Annotated in this window: 19 protein-coding genes; 14 read left to right on the top strand and 5 right to left on the bottom strand. The window is 56.6% G+C overall.

Annotated features, from left to right (window positions below; genetic code table 11):
• The first annotated feature begins 9 nt into the window (after positions 1 to 9).
• Both FHW04_RS01600 and FHW04_RS01595 read left to right on the top strand, forming a co-directional pair.
• The gene (locus FHW04_RS01600; protein ID WP_031377023.1) at positions 10 to 411 is read left to right on the top strand and encodes an H-NS family nucleoid-associated regulatory protein; all 402 of its coding nucleotides are present in this window, start codon (positions 10 to 12) and stop codon (positions 409 to 411) included.
• A 178-nt stretch (positions 412 to 589) separates the two neighbouring features.
• Complete coding sequence (locus FHW04_RS01595) at positions 590 to 2,182, top strand: ABC-F family ATPase (protein ID WP_046288427.1); 1,593 nt, start codon at positions 590 to 592, stop codon at positions 2,180 to 2,182.
• Positions 2,183 to 2,216: 34 nt separating this feature from the next.
• Here the strand turns inward: FHW04_RS01595 and moeB are convergent, their stop codons facing one another.
• Both moeB and moeA read right to left on the bottom strand, forming a co-directional pair.
• Positions 2,217 to 2,978: a molybdopterin-synthase adenylyltransferase MoeB gene (gene moeB / locus FHW04_RS01590; protein ID WP_089561107.1), complete on the bottom strand. Its 762-nt coding sequence runs from the start codon at positions 2,976 to 2,978 to the stop codon at positions 2,217 to 2,219.
• Positions 2,979 to 4,214 (bottom strand): molybdopterin molybdotransferase MoeA, encoded by a 1,236-nt coding sequence (gene moeA / locus FHW04_RS01585; RefSeq protein ID WP_031377021.1) that lies wholly within the window; start codon positions 4,212 to 4,214, stop codon positions 2,979 to 2,981.
• Positions 4,215 to 4,480: 266 nt separating this feature from the next.
• Here moeA and FHW04_RS01580 point away from each other — a divergent pair, with 266 nt between their 5' ends.
• Genes FHW04_RS01580 through FHW04_RS01555 form a run of 6 tightly spaced genes read left to right on the top strand, consistent with a single transcriptional unit; the run spans position 4,481 to position 11,220 of the window.
• The gene (locus FHW04_RS01580; RefSeq protein WP_046288426.1) at positions 4,481 to 5,440 is read left to right on the top strand and encodes an isoaspartyl peptidase/L-asparaginase family protein; all 960 of its coding nucleotides are present in this window, start codon (positions 4,481 to 4,483) and stop codon (positions 5,438 to 5,440) included.
• A 9-nt stretch (positions 5,441 to 5,449) separates the two neighbouring features.
• Positions 5,450 to 7,306: a dipeptide ABC transporter ATP-binding protein gene (locus tag FHW04_RS01575; protein WP_031377020.1), complete on the top strand. Its 1,857-nt coding sequence runs from the start codon at positions 5,450 to 5,452 to the stop codon at positions 7,304 to 7,306.
• Positions 7,307 to 7,360: 54 nt separating this feature from the next.
• Complete coding sequence (gsiB, locus tag FHW04_RS01570) at positions 7,361 to 8,896, top strand: glutathione ABC transporter substrate-binding protein GsiB (RefSeq protein WP_089561106.1); 1,536 nt, start codon at positions 7,361 to 7,363, stop codon at positions 8,894 to 8,896.
• 46 nt (positions 8,897 to 8,942) lie between these two features.
• The gene (gene gsiC / locus FHW04_RS01565) at positions 8,943 to 9,872 is read left to right on the top strand and encodes a glutathione ABC transporter permease GsiC (protein ID WP_031377018.1); all 930 of its coding nucleotides are present in this window, start codon (positions 8,943 to 8,945) and stop codon (positions 9,870 to 9,872) included.
• Positions 9,869 to 10,774 carry a glutathione ABC transporter permease GsiD gene (gene gsiD, locus FHW04_RS01560; protein ID WP_031377017.1) on the top strand — a complete coding sequence of 302 codons (906 nt, stop codon included), beginning with the start codon at positions 9,869 to 9,871 and terminating at the stop codon, positions 10,772 to 10,774. Before gsiC ends, gsiD begins: the two co-directional genes overlap by 4 nt.
• Entirely contained in the window at positions 10,771 to 11,220 is a 450-nt protein-coding gene (locus FHW04_RS01555; RefSeq protein WP_031377016.1) for a DUF4385 domain-containing protein, read from the top strand. The genes gsiD and FHW04_RS01555 overlap by 4 nt, the downstream gene beginning before the upstream one ends.
• Before the next feature lie 60 nt (positions 11,221 to 11,280).
• On the opposite strand, the gene rimO is transcribed toward FHW04_RS01555, so the two are convergent.
• The gene (gene rimO / locus FHW04_RS01550) at positions 11,281 to 12,612 is read right to left on the bottom strand and encodes a 30S ribosomal protein S12 methylthiotransferase RimO (protein WP_046288425.1); all 1,332 of its coding nucleotides are present in this window, start codon (positions 12,610 to 12,612) and stop codon (positions 11,281 to 11,283) included.
• A gap of 376 nt (positions 12,613 to 12,988) precedes the next feature.
• On the opposite strand from rimO, the gene FHW04_RS01545 reads away from it, so the two are divergent.
• From FHW04_RS01545 to FHW04_RS01525, 5 genes are all read left to right on the top strand, one after another.
• Positions 12,989 to 13,624, top strand: coding sequence for a carbonic anhydrase (locus tag FHW04_RS01545; RefSeq protein ID WP_031377015.1), 636 nt, complete (start codon positions 12,989 to 12,991; stop codon positions 13,622 to 13,624).
• Between the two features lie 137 nt (positions 13,625 to 13,761).
• Entirely contained in the window at positions 13,762 to 14,421 is a 660-nt protein-coding gene (locus FHW04_RS01540) for a DUF3313 domain-containing protein (protein ID WP_031377014.1), read from the top strand.
• A gap of 72 nt (positions 14,422 to 14,493) precedes the next feature.
• Complete coding sequence (locus tag FHW04_RS01535; protein ID WP_122983603.1) at positions 14,494 to 14,667, top strand: Hha/YmoA family nucleoid-associated regulatory protein; 174 nt, start codon at positions 14,494 to 14,496, stop codon at positions 14,665 to 14,667.
• Positions 14,664 to 15,617 (top strand): Rpn family recombination-promoting nuclease/putative transposase, encoded by a 954-nt coding sequence (locus FHW04_RS01530; RefSeq protein WP_094106246.1) that lies wholly within the window; start codon positions 14,664 to 14,666, stop codon positions 15,615 to 15,617. The genes FHW04_RS01535 and FHW04_RS01530 overlap by 4 nt, the downstream gene beginning before the upstream one ends.
• 740 nt (positions 15,618 to 16,357) lie before the next feature.
• On the top strand, positions 16,358 to 17,500 hold the full coding sequence (locus tag FHW04_RS01525; RefSeq protein WP_089561105.1) for a PQQ-dependent sugar dehydrogenase: 1,143 nt from the start codon (positions 16,358 to 16,360) through the stop codon (positions 17,498 to 17,500).
• A gap of 1 nt (position 17,501) precedes the next feature.
• Here FHW04_RS01525 and FHW04_RS01520 read toward each other — a convergent pair whose 3' ends face one another.
• Positions 17,502 to 18,158 carry an HAD family hydrolase gene (locus FHW04_RS01520; RefSeq protein WP_031377011.1) on the bottom strand — a complete coding sequence of 219 codons (657 nt, stop codon included), beginning with the start codon at positions 18,156 to 18,158 and terminating at the stop codon, positions 17,502 to 17,504.
• Between the two features lie 273 nt (positions 18,159 to 18,431).
• Here FHW04_RS01520 and FHW04_RS01515 point away from each other — a divergent pair, with 273 nt between their 5' ends.
• Complete coding sequence (locus FHW04_RS01515; RefSeq protein WP_031377010.1) at positions 18,432 to 19,634, top strand: serine hydrolase; 1,203 nt, start codon at positions 18,432 to 18,434, stop codon at positions 19,632 to 19,634.
• Positions 19,635 to 19,673: 39 nt separating this feature from the next.
• Here the strand turns inward: FHW04_RS01515 and ybjG are convergent, their stop codons facing one another.
• Positions 19,674 to 20,279 (bottom strand): undecaprenyl-diphosphate phosphatase, encoded by a 606-nt coding sequence (ybjG, locus tag FHW04_RS01510; protein WP_031377009.1) that lies wholly within the window; start codon positions 20,277 to 20,279, stop codon positions 19,674 to 19,676.
• Between the last annotated feature and the right edge of the window lie 148 nt (positions 20,280 to 20,427).

Below are 20,427 nucleotides of genomic sequence, written 5' to 3'. Positions count from 1 at the left end.
GACATTGTGATGAGTGACGCATTTAAAGTTCTGAACAATATTCGCACATTACGTGCCCAGGCCCGTGAACTGCCACTGAGCGATCTTGAAGAGATCCTCGAAAAATTAAACGTTGTGGTCACCGAGCGCCGTGAAGAAGCGGAAGCGGAAGAGACGCAGAATCGCGAAAAAGAAGAAAAACTGTCGAAATATCGTGAAATGCTGCTGGCTGACGGCATCGATCCTAATGAATTATTAGGTGCGCTGGAAACCGGTAAAAAACGCGCTAAGCGTGCACCGCGTCCGGCTAAATATTCTTATACCGACGAAAACGGCGAGAAAAAATCCTGGACTGGCCAGGGCCGTACCCCGGCAGCGATTAAAAAAGCGCTGGATGCCGGTAAAAGCCTGGACAGCTTCCTGATCGATTGATCAACACAATCCTTGTAAGTGGGAGCCGGGGGGCCTTAATGGCCCTCCGGCTTTTTTATTTCTGTCGCGATATCAATCATCCCACCCGCAATCCGCGGCTTAGACTGGCGTGCGCTGCGTCACATCTGGCATAATAGCTGCCGTTTTTCTATCCACTCTCTTCACAAAGGTCAATGCCGTGTTAGTTAGCAGCAATATCACCATGCAGTTTGGCAGTAAGCCACTGTTCGAGAACATCTCCGTTAAATTTGGCGGCGGTAATCGTTACGGTTTAATCGGTGCGAACGGCAGCGGAAAATCCACCTTCATGAAGATTCTGGGTGGCGATCTGGTGCCTTCAGGCGGCAACGTCTCTTACGATCCCAATGAGCGTATCGGTAAGTTACGTCAGGATCAGTTCGCCTTTGAACAATATAGCGTGCTGGACACCGTGATTATGGGTCACCATGAATTATGGGAAGTTAAGCAGGAACGCGATCGTATTTATTCTTTGCCGGAAATGAGCGAAGAGGAAGGCTATAAAGTTGCCGACCTCGAAGCAGTTTACGGTGAAATGGACGGCTACAGCGCCGAATCCCGTGCCGGTGAGTTATTACTCGGCGTCGGTATTCCGGTTGAGCAACATTATGGCCCGATGAGTGAAATTGCTCCAGGCTTTAAATTGCGCGTCCTGCTGGCGCAGGCGCTGTTCTCTAATCCTGATATTTTGTTACTGGACGAACCGACCAACAACCTGGATATCGATACTATCCGCTGGCTGGAGCAGGTGCTGAACGAACGTGACAGCACCATGATTATCATTTCGCATGACCGTCACTTCCTTAATATGGTCTGCACCCACATGGCTGATTTGGATTATGGCGAGCTGCGGGTCTATTCCGGCAATTATGACGAATATATGACCGCAGCGACCCAGGCGCGTGAACGTCTGTTAGCCGATAATGCCAAGAAAAAAGCGCAGATTGCCGATCTGCAATCTTTTGTCAGCCGCTTTAGCGCCAACGCCTCTAAATCCCGTCAGGCAACCTCGCGCGCAAAACAGATGGATAAAATTAAACTGGATGAGGTAAAAGCCTCCAGCCGTCAGAACCCGTTTATCCGTTTTGAACAGGACAAGAAATTGTTCCGTAATGCGCTGGAAGTGGAAGGCTTAACCAAAGGCTTTGATAACGGTCCGCTGTTTAAGAATTTAAACCTGCTGCTGGAAGTGGGCGAAAAACTGGCGGTAATCGGTGCCAACGGTATTGGTAAATCGACCCTGCTTAAAACGCTGGTCAGCCAACTGAACCCCGATAGCGGCAGCGTTAAATGGTCAGAAAATGCACGCATCGGTTATTACGCTCAGGATCACGCCGAAGATTTCGCCAATGACCTGACGGTATTTGACTGGATGAGTCAGTGGAAACAGGCTGGCGACGATGAGCAGAGCGTGCGCAGTATTCTTGGCCGCCTGTTATTCTCGCAGGATGATATTAAGAAACCGGCCAAAGTGCTGTCCGGTGGTGAAAAAGGTCGCATGCTGTTCGGTAAGCTGATGATGGAAAAACCGAACATCCTGATTATGGATGAACCGACTAACCACCTCGACATGGAGTCGATTGAGTCACTTAATATGGCGCTGGAGATGTACGAAGGGACGCTGATTTTCGTTTCACACGACCGTGAATTCGTCAGCTCGCTGGCGACCCGGGTGATGGAAATCAAATCGGATCGGGTGGTGGACTTCACCGGCAACTACGAAGATTACCTGCGTAGTCAGGGCATCGTCTGATACCGGACGGGGTAGCGCAGGCTACCCCGTTTTTTCATCGGTGCTGCGCGCCACACACTTCGCACTGCGCGTCCTGCGCCACCTTCATGCTCCGGAACTCTGCGCTTAACGCATCGTACATCAGCAACCGGCTGGTGGCGGGCGTGCCGTAGTCCGCCAACAGCTTAATCGCCTCCATGGCCTGCATCGCACCTATCACGCCAACCAGCGGCGCCATTACGCCTGCCTCGACACAGCTCAGGGTTTGTTCGCCAAACAGCCGGCTGATGCAGCGATAGCAGGGCGTACCTGGCTGCCAGTTAAACACGCTGATCTGGCCTTCCATCCGAATCGCCGCGCCGGATACCAGCGGCACCCGTTGCTGACGACACAGCCGGTTAAGCTGCTCACGTGCTGCCACATTATCGGTACAGTCCAGCACCACCTGCTGCTGAGCGATGAGCGCCAGCAGCGCCGTATCGTCCAGCTGGCCGTGGATTGGCTGCAGCTGGCAGTGGGGATTGATCGCGGCCAGGCTTTGAGCGGCGGATTCAACTTTGGCACGGCCTATATCCGTATCATGATGCAGGATCTGCCGCTGCAGATTAGAGTGTGACACGCTGTCGAAATCGAGCAGCGTTAGCCTGCCGACCCCGGCCGATGCCAGATAAGGCGCGGCGGCACAGCCCAGTCCACCCAAACCGACAATCAGCGCCTGACTGGCTTTCAGCCGTTCCTGGCCGTCAAAATCGAAGCCTCGCAGCACGATCTGCCGGTTGTAGCGCAGCATCTCTTCATCGGTTAGCTCAGGCAGCATTTACCCCTCCAGCAGCGCATTAAACGGCTCTACCTCAACCCATTCGCCCGGCTCAACGTTGCCGCGATCGCGTTCCAGCACGATAAAGCAGTTAGCCTGCGCAAATGAGCTGAAGACGTGTGAGCCCTGCATGCCAGTGGTCTGCACTTCCAGTTCGCCCTCAGCATTCTGTTGCAGCACCCCACGCTGAAAATCGAGCCGGCCCGGCGTTTTTTTCAGACGCGACGCGCTACGCACCTTCTGACGCGGTGGCAGCACCGCTTTCTTCTGCCCGGTTAAAGCGGCGAGCAGCGGTTGTACCAGTTGATAAAAAGTGACCGCAGCGGAAACCGGATTGCCCGGCAGCCCACAGAACCAGCTACTGGCGAGTCGACCAAAGGCAAACGGCTTACCAGGTTTGATCGCCAGCTTCCAGAAACTGATGGCGCCGAGCTGCTCCAGCATGCTTTTGGTGAAATCGGCTTCGCCGACCGACACGCCGCCGGTACTGATGACCACGTCAGCCTGACGATCGGCTTCCTCAAACGCTGCACGCAGCGCCGCAGGATCGTCCTTAATAATGCCGAGGTCGATCACTTCACAGCCCAGTTTGTGCAGCATCAGCGACACCGCGAAGCGGTTAGTATCGTAAATTTGTCCGGCCGCCAGCGGCTGACCAACCGGCTGCAACTCATCACCGGTAGAGAAGATCGCCACCCGCAGTTTGCGCACGATCTCAACCTGCGCAATACCGAGTGAAGCCAGCAGCGGCAGTTCAGCCGCGCCGAGCCGCACACCGGCTTCAAGCACCACGTGGCCGGGCTGGATGTCGTCACCGGTCAGGCGAATATTTTGTCCGGCGCGCACCGGCGCGGTAATCACAATCGCATCGCCACGGGTTTCGGTCTGCTCCTGCATCACCACCGCTTCACAGCCTGGCGGCAGCGGGGCGCCGGTCATGATCCGCACCACGCTGCCCAGCGGCCATTCGCCGCTGAACGGCGCGCCGGCAAACGCTTTACCGGCAACTGGCAGTGGCTCACCGCGGCTGACGTCCGCCAGCCGCACCGCGTACCCGTCCATCGCTGAATTATCAAACGGCGGTACCGCAATCGGTGAGGTGACGGCCACGGCAGTGATCCGCCCGGCCGCTTCGGTCAAAGGGACGCTCAGCGTGTCAGTGATCGGCGTCAGCTGCGCCAGCATTTTTTGTTGTGCCTCCTCAAGGGAGATCAATCCTGCAGTAAAGCTTTCCATGGTTATTCCAGTTGGGTTATCTCAGATGCTGCTTATTATGGTGGGATTTGTCCGCTGAGTCACATCGGTATCCGCGCTCTGCTCTCTGCCAGGCACGCGCCTGCCACTAAAGTGAAATATGGCCGGGTGAAAAGGTTATAACCATCGGAACAGTTTCTTCTTTACAACACTTAGCAGGCTTTCTATAGTCAAAAATTACCGAAAATGGATGAAAACCATTCTAAATCAGTGTATTTCGTGCTGATGCAACCACAGGGCAGAGCGTTATGGGCAAAGCAGTTATCGCCATTCATGGGGGAGCGGGCGCAATTACGCGCTCAGCGATGAGCGCCGAAAAGGAGCAGCACTATCGCCAGGCCCTGCTGGATATTGTGACGCACGGTCAGCAGATGCTGGCTGAGGGTGCCAGCGCACTCGACGCGGTAACAGAAGCGGTACGCCAGCTGGAAGAGTGTCCGCTGTTCAACGCCGGCAAAGGCGCGGTGTTTACCCATCAGGGCACCCATGAGCTGGACGCCTGCGTGATGGATGGCCGCACGCTGGATGTCGGGGCCGTGGCGGGCGTCAGTCGGGTACGCAATCCGGTGCTGGCGGCGCGCGCGGTACTGGAACAGAGTCCGCATGTGCTGTTTATCGGCGAAGGTGCTGAGCAGTTCGCCGAGGCGCAGGGCCTGCAGCCGGTGGCGGCAGATTACTTCTCGACGCCAGAACGCTGGGAGCAGTTGCAGCGCGCACTAAACAGCGACGAAACGGTGCTGGATCACGATGGCGCTGCCGGCGATGGCGATCCGCTCGACCCGGACCGCAAATTTGGCACGGTGGGTGCCGTGGCGCTCGATCTTAATGGCAATCTGGCTGCGGCGACCTCGACCGGCGGCATGACCAATAAACAGACCGGACGGGTCGGTGATTCCCCGCTGCCGGGCGCGGGCTGCTACGCCAGCAACGATAGCGTGGCGGTCTCCTGTACCGGCACCGGCGAAGTTTTTATCCGTACTCTGGCCGCCTACGACGTGGCGGCGCAGATGCGTTACGCCGGCCGCACGCTTCAGCAGGCCAGCGTCAATGTGATTCACGATAGCGTGCTGGAGCTGGGCGGCAGCGGCGGCCTGATTGCGGTCGATCGCGAAGGTAACGTGGCGCTGCCGTTCAATAGCGAAGGAATGTACCGGGCGGTGGCACGGGTCGGCGAGGCGGCCGATGTGGCCATCTACCGTGACAGTTAAGGAGCAGGCATGAGCGATCGGCAGGCGTTACCCTCACTGGCGCCCGACCAGGTGCTGGCGGTACGCGATCTCAGTGTGCATTTTCAGCATCAGGGCACGGTGACCGAGGCGGTACGCCATCTCTCCCTCGATCTGTTTCGCGGCGAAACCCTGGCGCTGGTGGGCGAGTCAGGCTCCGGTAAGTCTGTCACCTCGCTGGCGCTGATGCGGCTGATTGAGCAAAACGGCGCAACGGTTCGCGGTGAGGTACAGTTGCGCCGCCGCAACGGTGAGGTGCTGGATATCATGCGCGCCCCGGCCGGTCAGATGCGGCGGGTACGCGGCGCGGATATGGCGATGATTTTTCAGGAGCCGATGACCTCGCTCAATCCGGTGTTTACCGTTGGTGAACAGATCGCCGAATCGATTCGCTTGCATCAGGGCAAAAGCCACGCCCAGGCGCTGGCAGAAGCACGCCATATGCTGGACCTGGTGCGTATTCCGGATGCACAAAATGTTTTGTCCCGCTTTCCGCATCAGCTCTCCGGCGGGATGCGTCAGCGAGTGATGATCGCCATGGCGCTCTGCTGTAAACCGGCGTTACTGATTGCCGATGAGCCTACCACCGCGCTCGACGTCACCATTCAGGCCCAGATCCTGCAACTGATCCGCGTACTGCAAAAAGAGATGCAGATGGGCGTCATCTTTATCACCCACGATATGGGCGTGGTAGCGGAAATGGCGGATCGGGTGCAGGTGATGTATCGCGGCGAAGTGGTGGAAAATGCGCCGGCAGCCCAGCTGTTTAGCGCGCCCCGCCAGCCTTACACCCAGGCGTTACTGGCGGCGGTCCCTAAGCTCGGCTCGATGCACGGTCAGCCACTGCCCGCTAAGTTCCCGCTGCTGCACGGCGGGGAAGAGCAGCAGACGCCGCAGGATACCGTGCGCCGTGACCAGCCGCCGATTCTGCAGGTCCGCGATCTGGTGACGCGGTTTGATATTCGCGGTGGGCTGTTTAACCGGGTGAAAAGCCGGGTGCACGCAGTCGAAAAAGTCAGTTTCGATCTCTATGCCGGTGAGACGCTGGCGCTGGTCGGCGAGTCCGGTTGCGGTAAGTCGACCACCGGCCGTTCACTGCTCAGGCTGGTGGCCAGCCAGGGCGGGACGCTGACCTTCAACGGTCAACGCATCGATAACCTCAGCGGCGCGGCGCTGGCACATCTGCGGCGTGACATTCAGTTTATTTTTCAGGATCCCTACGCCTCGCTCGATCCGCGACTGACGGTAGGCTTCTCGATCATGGAGCCGCTGCTGGTGCACAAGGTGATGCCGCGTCGTGAAGCGGAACAGCGAGTGGCCTGGCTGCTGGAAAAGGTCGGGCTGCTGCCGGAGCACGCGCAGCGCTATCCGCACGAATTTTCAGGCGGCCAGCGGCAGCGCATCTGTATTGCCCGTGCGCTGGCACTTAATCCGAAGGTGGTGATTGCGGATGAGTCGGTCTCGGCACTCGATGTCTCGATCCAGGCGCAGATCATCAACCTGATGCTCGATTTACAGCGCGAATTTGGTATCGCGTTTCTGTTTATCTCGCATGATATGGCGGTGGTGGAACGCATCAGTCACCGCGTGGCGGTGATGTATCTCGGCCAGATTGTTGAGATGGGGCCGCGTCAGGCGGTATTTGAGCAGCCACAGCATCCTTATACCCGAAAACTAATGGCCGCCGTCCCGGTTGCCGATCCGGCGCACCATCGCCGGGAACGCGCGTTAATGGTTGATGAGATCCCCAGTCCAATCCATGCGTTAGGGGATGAACCTGAAGTGGCACCGTTGATGGAAGTGGCGCCGGGGCACTTTGTCGCCCGCCACGTTATCAGCGCGACCTGAATAGTGAAGATATCGCTTCGGCGACCCACCCGACAGGGATTACAGGAGAACAAGATGCAGATGACGATGCGTAAAGGGTTAGTGGCGGCTGGCGTATTAAGCAGCGCCCTCACATTGCCCGCCTGGGCGGCGCAGGATGCGGTGATTGCCGTCGCGTCCAACTTCACCACCCTCGATCCGTATGACGCCAACGACACGCTGTCGCAGGCGGTCGCCAAATCGTTTTATCAGGGGCTGTTTGGTTTTGATAAACAGATGAAGCTGACCAACGTGCTGGCGGAGAGCTATCAGGCCAGTCCGGATGGGTTGACCTACACCATCAAGCTCCGCCCGGGAATTAAGTTCCAGGACGGCAGCGACTTTAACGCCGAAGCGGTCAAGGTCAATCTCGACCGCGCCAGCAACCCGGATAACCACCTTAAACGCTATAACCTGTTTAAGCAGATCGCCACTACCGAAGTGATCGATCCGACCACGGTGAAAGTGACCCTGAAGCAGCCGTTCTCGGCCTTCATTAACATTCTGGCCCACCCGGCGGCGGCGATGATTTCACCGACCGCGCTGAAAAAATATGGCAAGGATATCGGTTTCCATCCGGTCGGGACCGGCCCGTTTGTGTTTGAAACCCGGAACCAGACCGACTTCGTCAAGGTGAAGAAGTGGGACGGCTACTGGAAGCCGGGCTATCCGAAGCTGGACAGCATTACCTGGCGACCGATCGTGGATAACAATACCCGTGCGGCGATGCTGCAAACCGGGGAAGCCAACTTTGCCTTCCCGATCCCTTATGAGCAGGCCAAACTGCTGGAGAAAAACAGCAAGCTCGAGGTGGTAACCACACCGTCGATTATGCAGCGTTACATCAGCCTCAACGTTACCCAGAAGCCGTTCGACAACCCGAAAGTACGTGAGGCGCTGGAGTATGCCATCAACCGCCAGGCGCTGGCGAAGGTGGCCTTTGCTGGTTATGCCACCCCGGCCACCGGTATCGTCCCGCCGGCCATCGACTTCGCTCAACACTATCCGGCCATCAGCTACGATCCGGCTAAAGCCAAAGCATTGCTAAAAGAGGCGGGCTACCCCAACGGCTTCGAAACCACCCTCTGGTCATCACACAATCACAGCACCGCGCAGAAAGTGTTGCAGTTCACGCAGCAGCAGCTGGCGCAGGTCGGCGTGAAGGTTAAGGTCACCGCGATGGATGCGGGACAGCGTGCGGCCGAAGTTGAAGGCAAAGGCCAGAAAGAGAGCGGCGTGCGGATGTTCTACACCGGCTGGTCCGCCTCAACCGGTGAAGCCGACTGGGCACTGACGCCGCTGTTTGCCACTGCCGCCTGGCCACCTGCGATCTTCAACACCGCGTTTTACAGCAATCCTAAGGTTGATAAGGATCTGGCGGATGCGCTGAAAACCACCGATCGCGCGCAGAAGGCCCAGCTGTATAAAGATGCCCAGGACACCATCTGGCAGGATCATCCGTGGATCCCGCTGGTGGTTGAGCAACTGGTGTCCGCCAACAGCAAAAACCTCAGCGGTTTTTATGTGATGCCCGATACCTCATTCAATTTTGATGAGGCCAGTCTGAAGTAACGGAGCCGGCCAGCCCACGCGGCTGGCCGCAGCTGCAGGATGTTGCATGCTTAACTATTTTCTTAAACGGCTGTTGGGGCTGATCCCCACCTTGCTGATTGTTGCGGTGCTGGTGTTTCTGTTTGTTCACCTGCTGCCGGGCGATCCGGCGCGTCTGATTGCCGGACAGGAGGCGGATGCCTCGGTGGTGGCGCTGGTACGTCAGGAGCTTGGACTTGATCTGCCGCTGCCGCAGCAGTTCTGGCACTTTATTCTCAATGCATTGCAGGGCGATTTCGGTCAGTCGATGGTATCAAAACGGCCGGTGGCGGATGAGATCGCCTCGCGCTTCATGCCGACCTTATGGCTGACCCTGACCAGCATGGTCTGGGCCGTGATTTTTGGTATGGCGATCGGCATTGTTTCCGCCGTCTGGCGCAATCGCTGGCCCGATCGCCTCGGCATGACGCTGGCGGTCTCCGGCATTTCGTTTCCGGCCTTTGCGCTTGGCATGTTGCTGATGCAGATTTTCTCGGTGGAGCTGGGCTGGTTGCCGACGGTCGGGGCAGAAAGCTGGCAACACTATATTCTGCCGTCGATTACTCTCGGTGCGGCGGTGGCGGCAGTGATGGCGCGTTTCACCCGCGCCTCGTTTGTCGAAGTGATGCAGGAAGATTATATGCGTACCGCGCGCGCGAAAGGGGTGCGCGAGTCGCTGGTGGTGGTGAAACACGGACTGCGTAACGCGATGATCCCGGTGGTGACCATGATGGGCCTGCAGTTCGGTTTCCTGCTGGGCGGATCGATCGTGGTTGAGGTGGTATTTAACTGGCCAGGCCTGGGACGACTGCTGGTCGATTCGGTGTCAATGCGCGACTATCCGGTGATTCAGGCGGAAGTGCTGCTGTTTTCACTGGAGTTTATTCTGATCAATCTGATGGTTGATATGTTGTATGCGGTGATCAATCCCGCCATTCGCTTTAAGGAATCGCGATGAAAAACTGGCGACGCGATGCGGCACTGAAAACCCTGCCGCTGATCAAGGAGAACCGGGTACGCACGCCGTGGCGCGAGTTCTGGCGGCGTTTCCGGCAGCAGCCGGTGGCGCTGCTGGCCGGACTGTTTGTGCTGCTGCTGATTGTGCTGGCGTTTATCGCCCCTTACGTGGCGCCGTTTGATGCTGAAAACTATTTCGATTACGACCGGCTGAATGACGGGCCTTCACTGCTGCACTGGTTTGGTGTCGATTCACTCGGCCGCGATATTTTCAGCCGGGTATTGGTGGGAACCCGCATTTCATTGATTGCCGGTTTCTTCTCGGTGGCTATCGGCGCGCTGATTGGTACGCTGTTTGGTCTGTTAGCAGGCTATTACGAAGGCTGGTGGGACCGCATTACCATGCGCGTTTGCGACGTGCTGTTTGCCTTTCCCGGTATTTTGCTGGCGATTGCGGTGGTGGCGATCATGGGCAGCGGAATGAGCAACGTGATTGTAGCGGTAGCGATTTTCAGCATTCCGGCGTTTGCCCGCCTGGTGCGCGGTAATACCCTGGTGCTGAAGCATCAGACCTACATTGAGTCAGCACGCAGTATTGGCGCCTCTGACTGGACCATTATCATGCGGCATATTCTGCCGGGTACCGTCTCACCGATTGTGGTCTATTTCACCATGCGCGTCGGCACCTCTATCATTACTGCCGCCAGCCTGTCGTTTCTCGGATTGGGCGCGCAGCCGCCGACGCCAGAATGGGGCGCCATGCTGAACGAGGCGCGTGCCGATATGGTGATTGCGCCGCACGTGGCGATTTTCCCCAGCCTGGCGATCTTCTTCACCGTTCTGGCATTTAATTTACTCGGAGACGGGCTGCGCGACGCGTTGGATCCTAAACTCAAGACATGAAACCTTTCGATTATGATCAGGACTTCAGCACCATCGACTTCCGCCAGCATCCCGAACGTTATCAGGTCGGACGTGGGGAGCAGGGGGTGCTGATGGTCGAGCCCTATAAGAGCGAAATCCTGCCGTACTGGCGTTTTCGTACCGTACCGATTGCCGAAGCGTCGGCGGAGAAAATCATGGCGCTGTTTGAGGCGTATCGTCAGCAGGATGATTTTGTCGGCATGGATATGGCGCGTAAGTTTATTCAGATGGGCTACACCCGCGCACGTCGCTACAGCAATCATCAGGGCGGACGAAAATATGATGCTGACGGTAAAGAATTACCGCGTGGCGTGAATGAAGAAAAGGCCGCGGCGGCGGCCATCTTTAAAGGCTACTGGGATCGGATCCGGGCCGATGAGGATTACCTGACACGCAAGAAAGCGCATCAGCAGCAGTATGGTTAAGCGCGAATTAGGCCCGATGCGGCAACGGACATCACTGCGCGCCGCCATTCAATGCCGGGATTAAACGCGGCTCGCCCAGAGATCGTACTCATCGGCATGCTCAACTTTGACCCGCAGCATGTCGCCCGGTTTAACGTTACGCTCGCCGTTAAGGTAGACCGCGCCATCAATTTCCGGCGCATCAGCCATACTGCGGCCAATCGCGCCTTCCTCGTCCACTTCATCAACCATCACCAGAATCTCACGTCCGACTTTCTCCTGCAGGCGTTCAGCTGAGATCTGCTGTTGCAGCTGCATAAAGCGATCGTAACGCTGCTGCTTCACCGCCTCGTCGACCGGATCGGGCAGCTGGTTGGCGGTCGCGCCTTCCACCGGGCTGTACTGGAAGCAGCCTACCCGATCGAGACGCGCCTCTTTGATAAAGTCGAGCAGCATCTGGAAATCTTCTTCGGTCTCGCCGGGAAAGCCGACAATGAAGGTGGAGCGCAGCGTCAGTTCCGGGCAGATTTCACGCCAGCGCTTAATCCGCTCCAGCGTGCGTTCCACCGCGCCAGGACGCTTCATCAGCTTCAGAATGCGCGGGCTGGCATGCTGCAACGGAATATCGAGATAGGGCAGGATTTTGCCGGCCGCCATCAACGGAATAACTTCGTCGACGTGCGGGTAGGGATAGACGTAGTGCAGACGCACCCACACGCCGAGCTTCGCCAGTTGCTCACACAGGCTGACCATGCTGGTTTTTACCGGCGAGCCGTTCCAGAAACCGGTGCGGTGTTTCACATCAACGCCATAGGCTGAGGTATCCTGCGAGATCACCAGCAGCTCTTTAACGCCCGCTTCGACCAGCCGTTTGGCCTCATCCAGTACCTCACCGACGGCGCGGCTGTCGAGATCGCCACGCATTGATGGGATGATGCAGAAGGTGCAGCGATGGTTGCAGCCTTCGGAAATTTTCAGATAAGCATAATGACGCGGCGTCAGTTTCACGCCCTGTTCCGGCACCAGGCTGAGGAACGGGTTGTGCTGAGGCTTTGGCACGTAGCGATGCACGTGCGACAGAACCTGCTCATAGCTGTGTGGACCGGTAATTTCCAGCACTTTCGGGTGCACTTCACGAATCTGATCAACCTTAGCGCCGAGACAACCAGTGACAATCACTTTGCCGTTTTCATTCAGCGCTTCGCCAATCGCCTCAAGCGACTCCTGAACCGCGCTGTCGATAAATCCGCAGGTGTTTACAATCACGATTTCAGCATCGTCATAGCGCGGCACCACATCATAGCCCTCGGTGCGCAGTTCGGTGAGGATGCGCTCGGAGTCAACGAGGTTTTTTGGGCAGCCGAGCGAGACGAATCCGACCCGTGGCGGCAAAGTTTTTATTGTAGTAGACATAGCTCTGTTTCCGGTTCAGCACAGCGATGGCGCGGGATTTTACCTGTGTTGCTGAAAAAATTGTAGCGTTATCTGTAAGGGTTTAGCGCCGTGTAAAGGTATGAAAAAACCGGTAAAATCGCGGCCGCTGACCGGGCCAGAAACACCGTCTGATTGGCGCTGTCATTTTCCAGTAACTGACCGTGCTATAAAAAGAAATTCCGCTTTTGCCATGCGCATCATCATCAAAGCGAAACGCTGACACAGCGGGTCAGACCGCACCCTTAGGAAATCGCTGGTTGATATTCACTTGTTTTCATTAATAATAAACGGGCAAATCAACACTGAAGGGGCTATGCCCTTCAGGTAACGACGTGGATAATGTGAGAGCTAAATAATGAAAGAGATCATCAATGGATTTCTGAATTTCCAGCAGAATGTGTTTCCTGAAAGGAAGGATCTTTTCAAAAGCCTGGCGTCAAATCAAAATCCCAAAGCGCTGTTTATCTCCTGTTCTGATAGCCGACTGGTACCGGAACTGGTGACGCAGCAGGAGCCAGGAGAGCTGTTCGTTATCCGCAACGCGGGCAACATCGTGCCTTCATTTGGTCCGGAGCCAGGCGGCGTTTCCGCTACCATCGAATATGCCGTGGTCGCGCTGGGCGTGTCCGACATTATCATCTGTGGGCACTCCAACTGTGGCGCGATGAATGCCATCGCATCCTGCGCCTGCATGGACACCATGCCAGCGGTCGAACACTGGCTGCGCTATGCCGATGCGGCGAAAGCGGTGGTAGAGCAGCGCGAATATGAATCGCCAGAGAAAAAGCTGAATGAGATGGTGAAAGAGAATGTCATCGCCCAGCTTAACAACATGAAAACCCATCCTTCCGTATCGGTGGCGCTGCGTAACGGTAAACTGCGTCTGCATGGCTGGGTTTACGATATTGAAACCGGCACCATCATGGCGCTGACCCACGGCGGTAAACAGTTTATTACCCTGTCTGAAAATCCGGACACCTGTTTCGAGTAAGCCGTTGCACCCGCTGCGCTGCAGCGGGTTATTCCGGCCCCGCGCACATAACCCATTAGAAGCACACTTATTTTTCAGCATTTCCCGTCAGGCTTATCTATGCTTGCTTAAACCTTTCCGACATAAGCGAGTTGATAATGCGTAAAACATCTGTTGCTGCTCTGCTGGCGGTCTCTGCCCTGCTGCTCAGCGGTTGCACTTCTCACGTCACAGAGAAGCAGCAATACTCTGGTTTCTTAAGCGATTACAGCCAGTTGCAGCCGACTGAGTCGGCCAGCGGTCAACCGACCCTGCGCTGGATATCGCCCGATTACAAAAGTAGTCAGTATAAAGATGTGCTCTATACCCCGCTGGTCTACTATCCGGCAGCCCATCCTACCGCACGTGTCAGCCAGCAAACGCTGGATCAGGTGCTGAGCTATACCGACATTCAGTTAAAAGGCGCGATCGCCACCCGTCGGCCGCTGACTAATCAGGCTACGCCGCACACCCTGAAAGTGCGGGCCGCCATCACGGCTGTATCTGCAGAGAATGAAGGCGTGCAATTCTACGAGGTGGTGCCGGTTGCGGCGGTGGTGGCGACCACCATGGCGGCGTCGGGACACCGTACCCAGAACAGCGAGCTGTTTCTGGAAATAGAAGCCAGTGACGCGGTGACCGGGAAACCGTTGATCCGGGTAGTGCGCAAAGCGTTTGGCAAAACGGTCAGCAACAGCAATACGCCGATCACTTTTGAAGACCTGAAGCCGGGTATCAATATCATGGTGCGTGACACGGTAAGCTTTAACGCGCCGTGACCCGGCGAGTTTAACGGCTGGTATTCGGCTTTTAAACGGCCGTCAGCGCGCCTGTTCCCCGTGTGAGCGGGGATCACCGTCATCATTTATGCTGCTGCCGATCACCGGCTTACCGAACTGACGTTGAAAAGGCCGTCCGACCCTGTTCCTCCCTCGGTCTGGCATTTGGTCCGGTCACCGCTGCGGTGGTGTTGGATCGGGTCTGTGGTACCCTGCACCGGTGATTGTCAGAGTCAGGAACGATGAAAAAAAAGAACAGCACGCCTACGCCTCACGATGCCACTTTCCGGCAGTTTCTCACCCAGCCGGATATTGCCCGTGACTTTATGGAACTGCACCTGCCCGCAGAACTGCGTGCTATCTGTGACCTCAGTACTCTGAAGCTGGAATCCGGCTCGTTCGTTGAAGACGATCTGCGCCAGTACTTTAGCGACGTTCTCTACAGCCTGAAGACGACTGCCGGCGACGGGTACATTCATGTGCTGATTGAACATCAATCCACTCCGGACAGGCATATGGCGTTCAGGCTCCTGCGTTACGCTGTGGCTGCTATGCAGCGGCATCTTGAGGCTGGTCATAAAACGCTGCCACTGGTGATACCGGTCCTGTTTTATACCGGCAAGCGCAGTCCGTATCCGTACTCAACGCGCTGGCTCGATGAATTCAGTGATCCGGTGCTGGCGGAAAGTCTCTACAACAGCGCCTTTCCCCTGGTCGATGTAACGGTCATTCCGGACGATGAGATTATGGAACACCGCAGCATGGCGGCGCTGACGCTGTTACAAAAGCATATTCATCAGCGAGACATCGCCAGCCTGACCGATCGTCTGGCCACGTTACTGATGGCGGATTATCTTTCTTCACCCCAGGTAACAGCGCTGATACACTATTTACTGCAGGCAGGCGAGTCAGCTGACTCCGAAGCCTTTGTTCGCGAACTGGCACAGCGTGTGCCGCAATACGGAGAGGCACTTATGACCATCGCACAGCAGCTGGAGCAGAAGGGCATCGAGAAAGGTATTGAAAAAGGTATTGAGAAAGGCATTCAGCTTGGTAAGCAGGAAGGCCGTACCGAAGGCGAGCGCGAAGCCACGCTGAAAATTGCCCGCACTATGCTGCAGAACGGCATTGACCGTAACACCGTCATGAAAATGACCGGCCTCTCAGCAGACGAGCTGGCCCAAATCCGACACTAAAACCTGCCGAACGGTTGGGTAAGGAAGGTCAGATTTATGATGAATTTATCAGCGGTAACAGCAAAAATTAAACGCGCCAGATGCGGACCGTTTTTCGCCGGTCAGAGCGTTAAGCTGATACCGGAAAACTAATAAAACCCGATCTCACCCGTCGGGTTTTTTTATACCTGTCATTTGCCGCCCGCTATCCTCAGTGCCAGCCGACTGGCTGGAAGGCGACGGGTAGTGAACCTGCTGGCCCCGCTGAGCACAGTCGTAACGTAATGGCTGGGTTATCAGGCTGAAAAAAAGTTATAGCTGTGATGTCGGGTAAACAGGGTGACGTTGCGGCGGATTCCTGCCTGACCCTGGCGAATAACATCCTCAGGCACTGTTCGCGGGCCTTAAGACAGTGATTGCCGGATGAACTCCTTATCATCTTGTCCACACACATACCGGCATAAGATGATGATTTACTGACCTGCGGTTAGTGGAAATCTCTCAGGCTCGCCCAGGGCTGTTCAGTGAGAGCAACCCGGTTTCAGCTACGGACCCATGATTCAGGGTTGATGCTGCTTGCCTCGTGAAGTGTTCCCTGTGTCTCCGAAGATGAAACGAAAACCGGGCTACGGCTGGCATTGCTGGTAGCCTGTTCCCCACATCTTCAGGGCGTCGCCCTGTTTAATCTTTTGTAAATCCTCAACATCACCGCAGAGTGGCTGACTACGCTTAAGGGCATCCCATCCCGTCAGGAGATCGCTATGGCTCGTTTCGCTCACGCGTTGTTGTTCAGTGGTTCGCTACTGTGTGCCACGCCGCTGCTGGCCGCAGAACCACAGGTACAGGTCCAGCTATTGCAGGATAAGTTACAACATCCATGGTCCGTGGCGTTTCTGCCCGACAACCAGACTCTGCTGATTACGGAACGCAGCGGTCAGTTGCGCAGCTGGACCCCGCAGGGTGGCTTGTCACAGCCGATTTCTGGCGTGCCGCCGGTCTGGGCACAGCGCCAGAGCGGCTTGCTGGACGTGGTACTGGCACCCGATTTCACCAGCAGCCGACGCGTCTGGCTGAGCTATACCGAAGCCAATAGCAGCGGGAAGGCCGGTGCGGTGGTGGGTGTCGGGACGCTGAGCGAGGATAACCGGCAACTGCGCGATTTCCGCGTGGTGATTCGCCAGACGCCTATGCTCTCCAGCGGCAATAATATCGGCACCCGCCTGGCATTCGATAAGCAGGGTTTTCTGTGGATCGCGTTTGGCGATAACTTTGCCAGCAGCACAGCGCAGCATCTCGATAAGCTGCAGGGCAAACTGCTGCGGCTGAATGCGGATGGCGGCGTGCCTGACGATAATCCGTTTGTGAAGCAGAGCGGGGCGCGCCCGGAGATCTGGGCTTATGGCCTGCGTAATCCGCAGGGCCTGGCGCTTAATCCGTGGACCGGAACGATGTGGGAAAGCGAGCATGGTCCGCGTGGCGGTGACGAGGTCAACATCATCGGTAAAGGTAAAAACTACGGCTGGCCGCTGGCGACCTACGGTATTGATTACAGTGGCGACAAAGTACCGGAATCGAAAGGGAGTCATGTAGCCGGAACCGAACAGCCGGTCTATTACTGGAAAGATTCGCCCGCCATCAGCGGCATGGCGTTTTATAACAGTGCCCGCTTCCCGCAGTGGAAAAATTCGCTGTTTATCGGCGCGCTGAAAGAGAAAAACCTGATCCGGCTGAGCGTAAACGGGGAGAAGGCCGTTGAAGAGCAGCGTCTGCTCGGCGATCAGAACGCACGTATTCGCGATGTGCGTCAGGGGCCGGATGGCTATCTCTATGTGCTGACCGATGAAGCCAACGGCAAATTGCTGAAAGTCGGGTTAGCGCAGGACGCCACTGCGTCCCGCGGCTAGCTTAGCGAGCCCAGTGGCAGACCTGCCATCCCCGGTTTAATGCCTCCTGGTGCAGCAGTTTGTCAGGATTAATCACATGCGCGTGATCGGCCTGTTCCAGTAACGGCAGGTCGTTCATCGAATCGCTGTAGGCCCAGGTGTGACCGAAGGCTTCACCCTGCTGTAGCGCTTTCCAGTCGCCCAGTCGCGTCACTTTGCCTTCCTTGTAGGTCATGGTGCCGTAGGTTTTACCGCTGTAGCGCTGATCGACGATCTCGACGCCTATCGCCAGCGCTCCGCAGGCACCCAGCTTTTCGGCAATCGGCAGTACCAGATGCTCGCCGCTGGCGGAGATAATCATCACCTTGTCGCCACGCGCCTGGTGCCACTCGATACGCTCACGTGCAGCAGGATAGACGCGCGGCATAATGTCGCGATGAATAAAGCGACGGACCCAGCCTTCAACGGTCAGGGTTGCCATGCCCGCCAGCGGGGCCAGGGTGGTATTCATGTACTCTTCAATCGATAGCGTGCCGGCATAATACTGCGCCATCAGGGCCTGTTCCTGGTCGATCAGCTCGCGGGGGGCGAAGCCCTGCGATACCAGCCAGCGTAACCACAGGCCAGTGCTGTCTTCACTAATAAGCGTCTCATCCAGATCAAATAGGGCTAAGTCCATGGTCGGTCTCCTCGGCTGACTGGCTTTCAGGTTAGCTGATAATTGTGACCGGCTTAACTGTTCTGCGAAAAATCGGAATTGCACGCATTTTTGGTGGCGACAGCACGGGGCGAAACTGGCACGCGCGCGTTGGGGATGCCAGGGTTACTCTACTAAACTCTAAAAAACTTTACGATTCGGCGGTTTTTTTCGCTGCCTCCAACGGTTAGCGTTCTGAGTGGAGGTTTTCTGCCTCCAGAATCCCGATTTAACAAGGACAATCCGGTCAAGCCCATGACAAACACTCGCGTTGCTTCTCGCCTGCGGCTACTCGCTGCCACCTCTTTACTTCTTATCGCCCCGATCGGCGCTTTTGCTGAACAGGCACCTGCCGCGCCTGGCATTGATGCCAAAGCCTGGATACTGATGGATTATGCCAGCGGCAAAGTGCTGGCCGAGTCGAACGCCGATCAGCGTCTCGATCCCGCCAGTCTGACCAAAATGATGACCAGCTACGTGGTGGGTCAGGCGATCAAAGCCGGCAAAATTAAGCCGGACGATCTGGTTACGGTAGGGCAGGATGCCTGGGCGACCGGCAACCCTAAGCTGCGCGGTTCGTCGCTGATGTTTTTAAAACCGGGTGACCGTATTCCGGTCCATGAGCTGAACAAGGGCATTGTGATCCAGTCCGGTAACGACGCCTGTATTGCGCTGGCGGATTACGTGGCGGGCAGCCAGGACTCGTTTATCGGCCTGATGAACAACTACGTTAAAGCGCTGGGGTTACAGAACACCCACTTTATGACGGTTCACGGGCTGGATGCTGAGGGACAGTACAGCACGGCGCGGGATATGGCGTTAATTGCCCAGGCGCTGATTCGCGACGTACCGGAAGAGTATGCGCTGAATAAAGAGAAAGAGTTCACCTTCAATAAAATCCGCCAGATGAACCGTAACCGTCTGCTGTGGAGCACCAATCTTAAGGTAGATGGCGTCAAAACCGGCCACACCTCCGGTGCCGGTAATAACCTGGTGGCCTCGGCAACCGAAGGCGATATGCGACTGATTTCGGTAGTGCTGGGTACTGCCAGCGATGCGATTCGCTTCCGCGAAAGCGAAAAATTGCTCACCTGGGGCTTCCGCTTCTATGAAACCGTGACGCCGATTAAGGCCGACGCGCCGTTTGCGCAGCAGCGGGTCTGGTTTGGCGATAAGAGTCAGGTCAACCTTGGCGTGTCGAAAGATGCCGCGCTGACCATCCCGAAAGGGCAGATGAAAAATCTGAAGGCGAGCTTTAAGCTCAATTCGCCGCAGCTCGAAGCGCCACTGAAGAAGAATCAGGTGGTGGGCACCATTGATTTCCAGCTGGATGGCAAAACCGTCGACCAGCGTCCGCTGGTGGTATTACAGGAGGTGCCGGAAGGAGGCTTCTTCAGCCGGATGGTGGATTTCGTAATGATGAAATTCAACGGCTGGTTCGGGAAGTGGTTCTCATAATTCTGATAAAAAGAAGGGACGCCGCGGCGTCCCTTCTTTTTAATCCTGAGTCCAGCCTTTACGAATCGGCAGGGCAAACAGCGATCGGTAGAGCGGATTAATCACCGCCAGCATCCGCTCGCCGTAGATCTGCCAGGCCAGATGGGAGGCCAGACAGCTCAGTAAGCCAACCAGGAAACCGCCCAGCATATCCATTGGCCAGTGGACGCCAAGGTAGATGCGCGACCAGGCGATGGCGATACCGGCCAGCATCAGAATCACCCCTGACCACAGGCGATGCCAGAAAATAAAGGCCAGCGCAAAGGTGAAGATAGTGGTGCCGTGATCGCTGGGGTAGGAATCATCCGCTGCGTGGTGCAGGAACTGATGGCCGAGTCCAATCGCGAACGGGCGAGGGTGCGGTAACAGCTGGCCGACACACCAGGAAATCGCCAGCGCATACAGTAAGGCCATGCCGGTTTTTAGCACCAGCACCCGCTGTGAAGAGACCTGGTCGCGTGGTCCCCACAGCCACAGCGCGACGATTAACAGCGGCACGATGGCAATCAGATCTTTGGCGATAAAGGTTGCCAGTTGCAGCAGCCAGGCGGGTGACGCAGGCGTGGCATTGATGGCGATAAACAATGAGCGGTTTAACTCTTCCATTATGGGGGACATTCCTCTGCAAACAGGCCGCCAGTCAACGGCTACGCTACCCGCACGGGCAGACACAGACTGACTACAGCGGCAAATCAAACGTCAGCGACAACGCGCTAACCAAAATATTCAGCACAAATTGCTAACAGCACCGGCG

The sequence above is a fragment of the Pantoea sp. AN62 genome, from assembly GCF_050432985.1.
GTDB classification, from domain to species: Bacteria; Pseudomonadota; Gammaproteobacteria; order Enterobacterales; family Enterobacteriaceae; genus Pantoea; species Pantoea brenneri.
The sequence above is the reverse complement of the archived record's forward strand: the minus strand, read 5'-3'. Positions and strand labels throughout refer to the sequence as shown.

What these genes read in the sequence shown, in the direction of transcription:
- FHW04_RS01600 (WP_031377023.1), top strand. Translation starts at nt 10, where the DNA reads ATGAGTGACGCATTTAAAGTTCTGAACAATATTCGCACATTACGTGCC.
- moeB (WP_089561107.1), bottom strand. Translation starts at nt 2,978, where the DNA reads ATGCTGCCTGAGCTAACCGATGAAGAGATGCTGCGCTACAACCGGCAG.
- moeA (WP_031377021.1), bottom strand. Translation starts at nt 4,214, where the DNA reads ATGGAAAGCTTTACTGCAGGATTGATCTCCCTTGAGGAGGCACAACAA.
- FHW04_RS01580 (WP_046288426.1), top strand. Translation starts at nt 4,481, where the DNA reads ATGGGCAAAGCAGTTATCGCCATTCATGGGGGAGCGGGCGCAATTACG.
- FHW04_RS01575 (WP_031377020.1), top strand. Translation starts at nt 5,450, where the DNA reads ATGAGCGATCGGCAGGCGTTACCCTCACTGGCGCCCGACCAGGTGCTG.
- gsiB (WP_089561106.1), top strand. Translation starts at nt 7,361, where the DNA reads ATGCAGATGACGATGCGTAAAGGGTTAGTGGCGGCTGGCGTATTAAGC.
- gsiC (WP_031377018.1), top strand. Translation starts at nt 8,943, where the DNA reads ATGCTTAACTATTTTCTTAAACGGCTGTTGGGGCTGATCCCCACCTTG.
- gsiD (WP_031377017.1), top strand. Translation starts at nt 9,869, where the DNA reads ATGAAAAACTGGCGACGCGATGCGGCACTGAAAACCCTGCCGCTGATC.
- FHW04_RS01555 (WP_031377016.1), top strand. Translation starts at nt 10,771, where the DNA reads ATGAAACCTTTCGATTATGATCAGGACTTCAGCACCATCGACTTCCGC.
- rimO (WP_046288425.1), bottom strand. Translation starts at nt 12,612, where the DNA reads ATGTCTACTACAATAAAAACTTTGCCGCCACGGGTCGGATTCGTCTCG.
- FHW04_RS01545 (WP_031377015.1), top strand. Translation starts at nt 12,989, where the DNA reads ATGAAAGAGATCATCAATGGATTTCTGAATTTCCAGCAGAATGTGTTT.
- FHW04_RS01540 (WP_031377014.1), top strand. Translation starts at nt 13,762, where the DNA reads ATGCGTAAAACATCTGTTGCTGCTCTGCTGGCGGTCTCTGCCCTGCTG.
- FHW04_RS01530 (WP_094106246.1), top strand. Translation starts at nt 14,664, where the DNA reads ATGAAAAAAAAGAACAGCACGCCTACGCCTCACGATGCCACTTTCCGG.
- FHW04_RS01525 (WP_089561105.1), top strand. Translation starts at nt 16,358, where the DNA reads ATGGCTCGTTTCGCTCACGCGTTGTTGTTCAGTGGTTCGCTACTGTGT.
- FHW04_RS01520 (WP_031377011.1), bottom strand. Translation starts at nt 18,158, where the DNA reads ATGGACTTAGCCCTATTTGATCTGGATGAGACGCTTATTAGTGAAGAC.
- FHW04_RS01515 (WP_031377010.1), top strand. Translation starts at nt 18,432, where the DNA reads ATGACAAACACTCGCGTTGCTTCTCGCCTGCGGCTACTCGCTGCCACC.
- ybjG (WP_031377009.1), bottom strand. Translation starts at nt 20,279, where the DNA reads ATGGAAGAGTTAAACCGCTCATTGTTTATCGCCATCAATGCCACGCCT.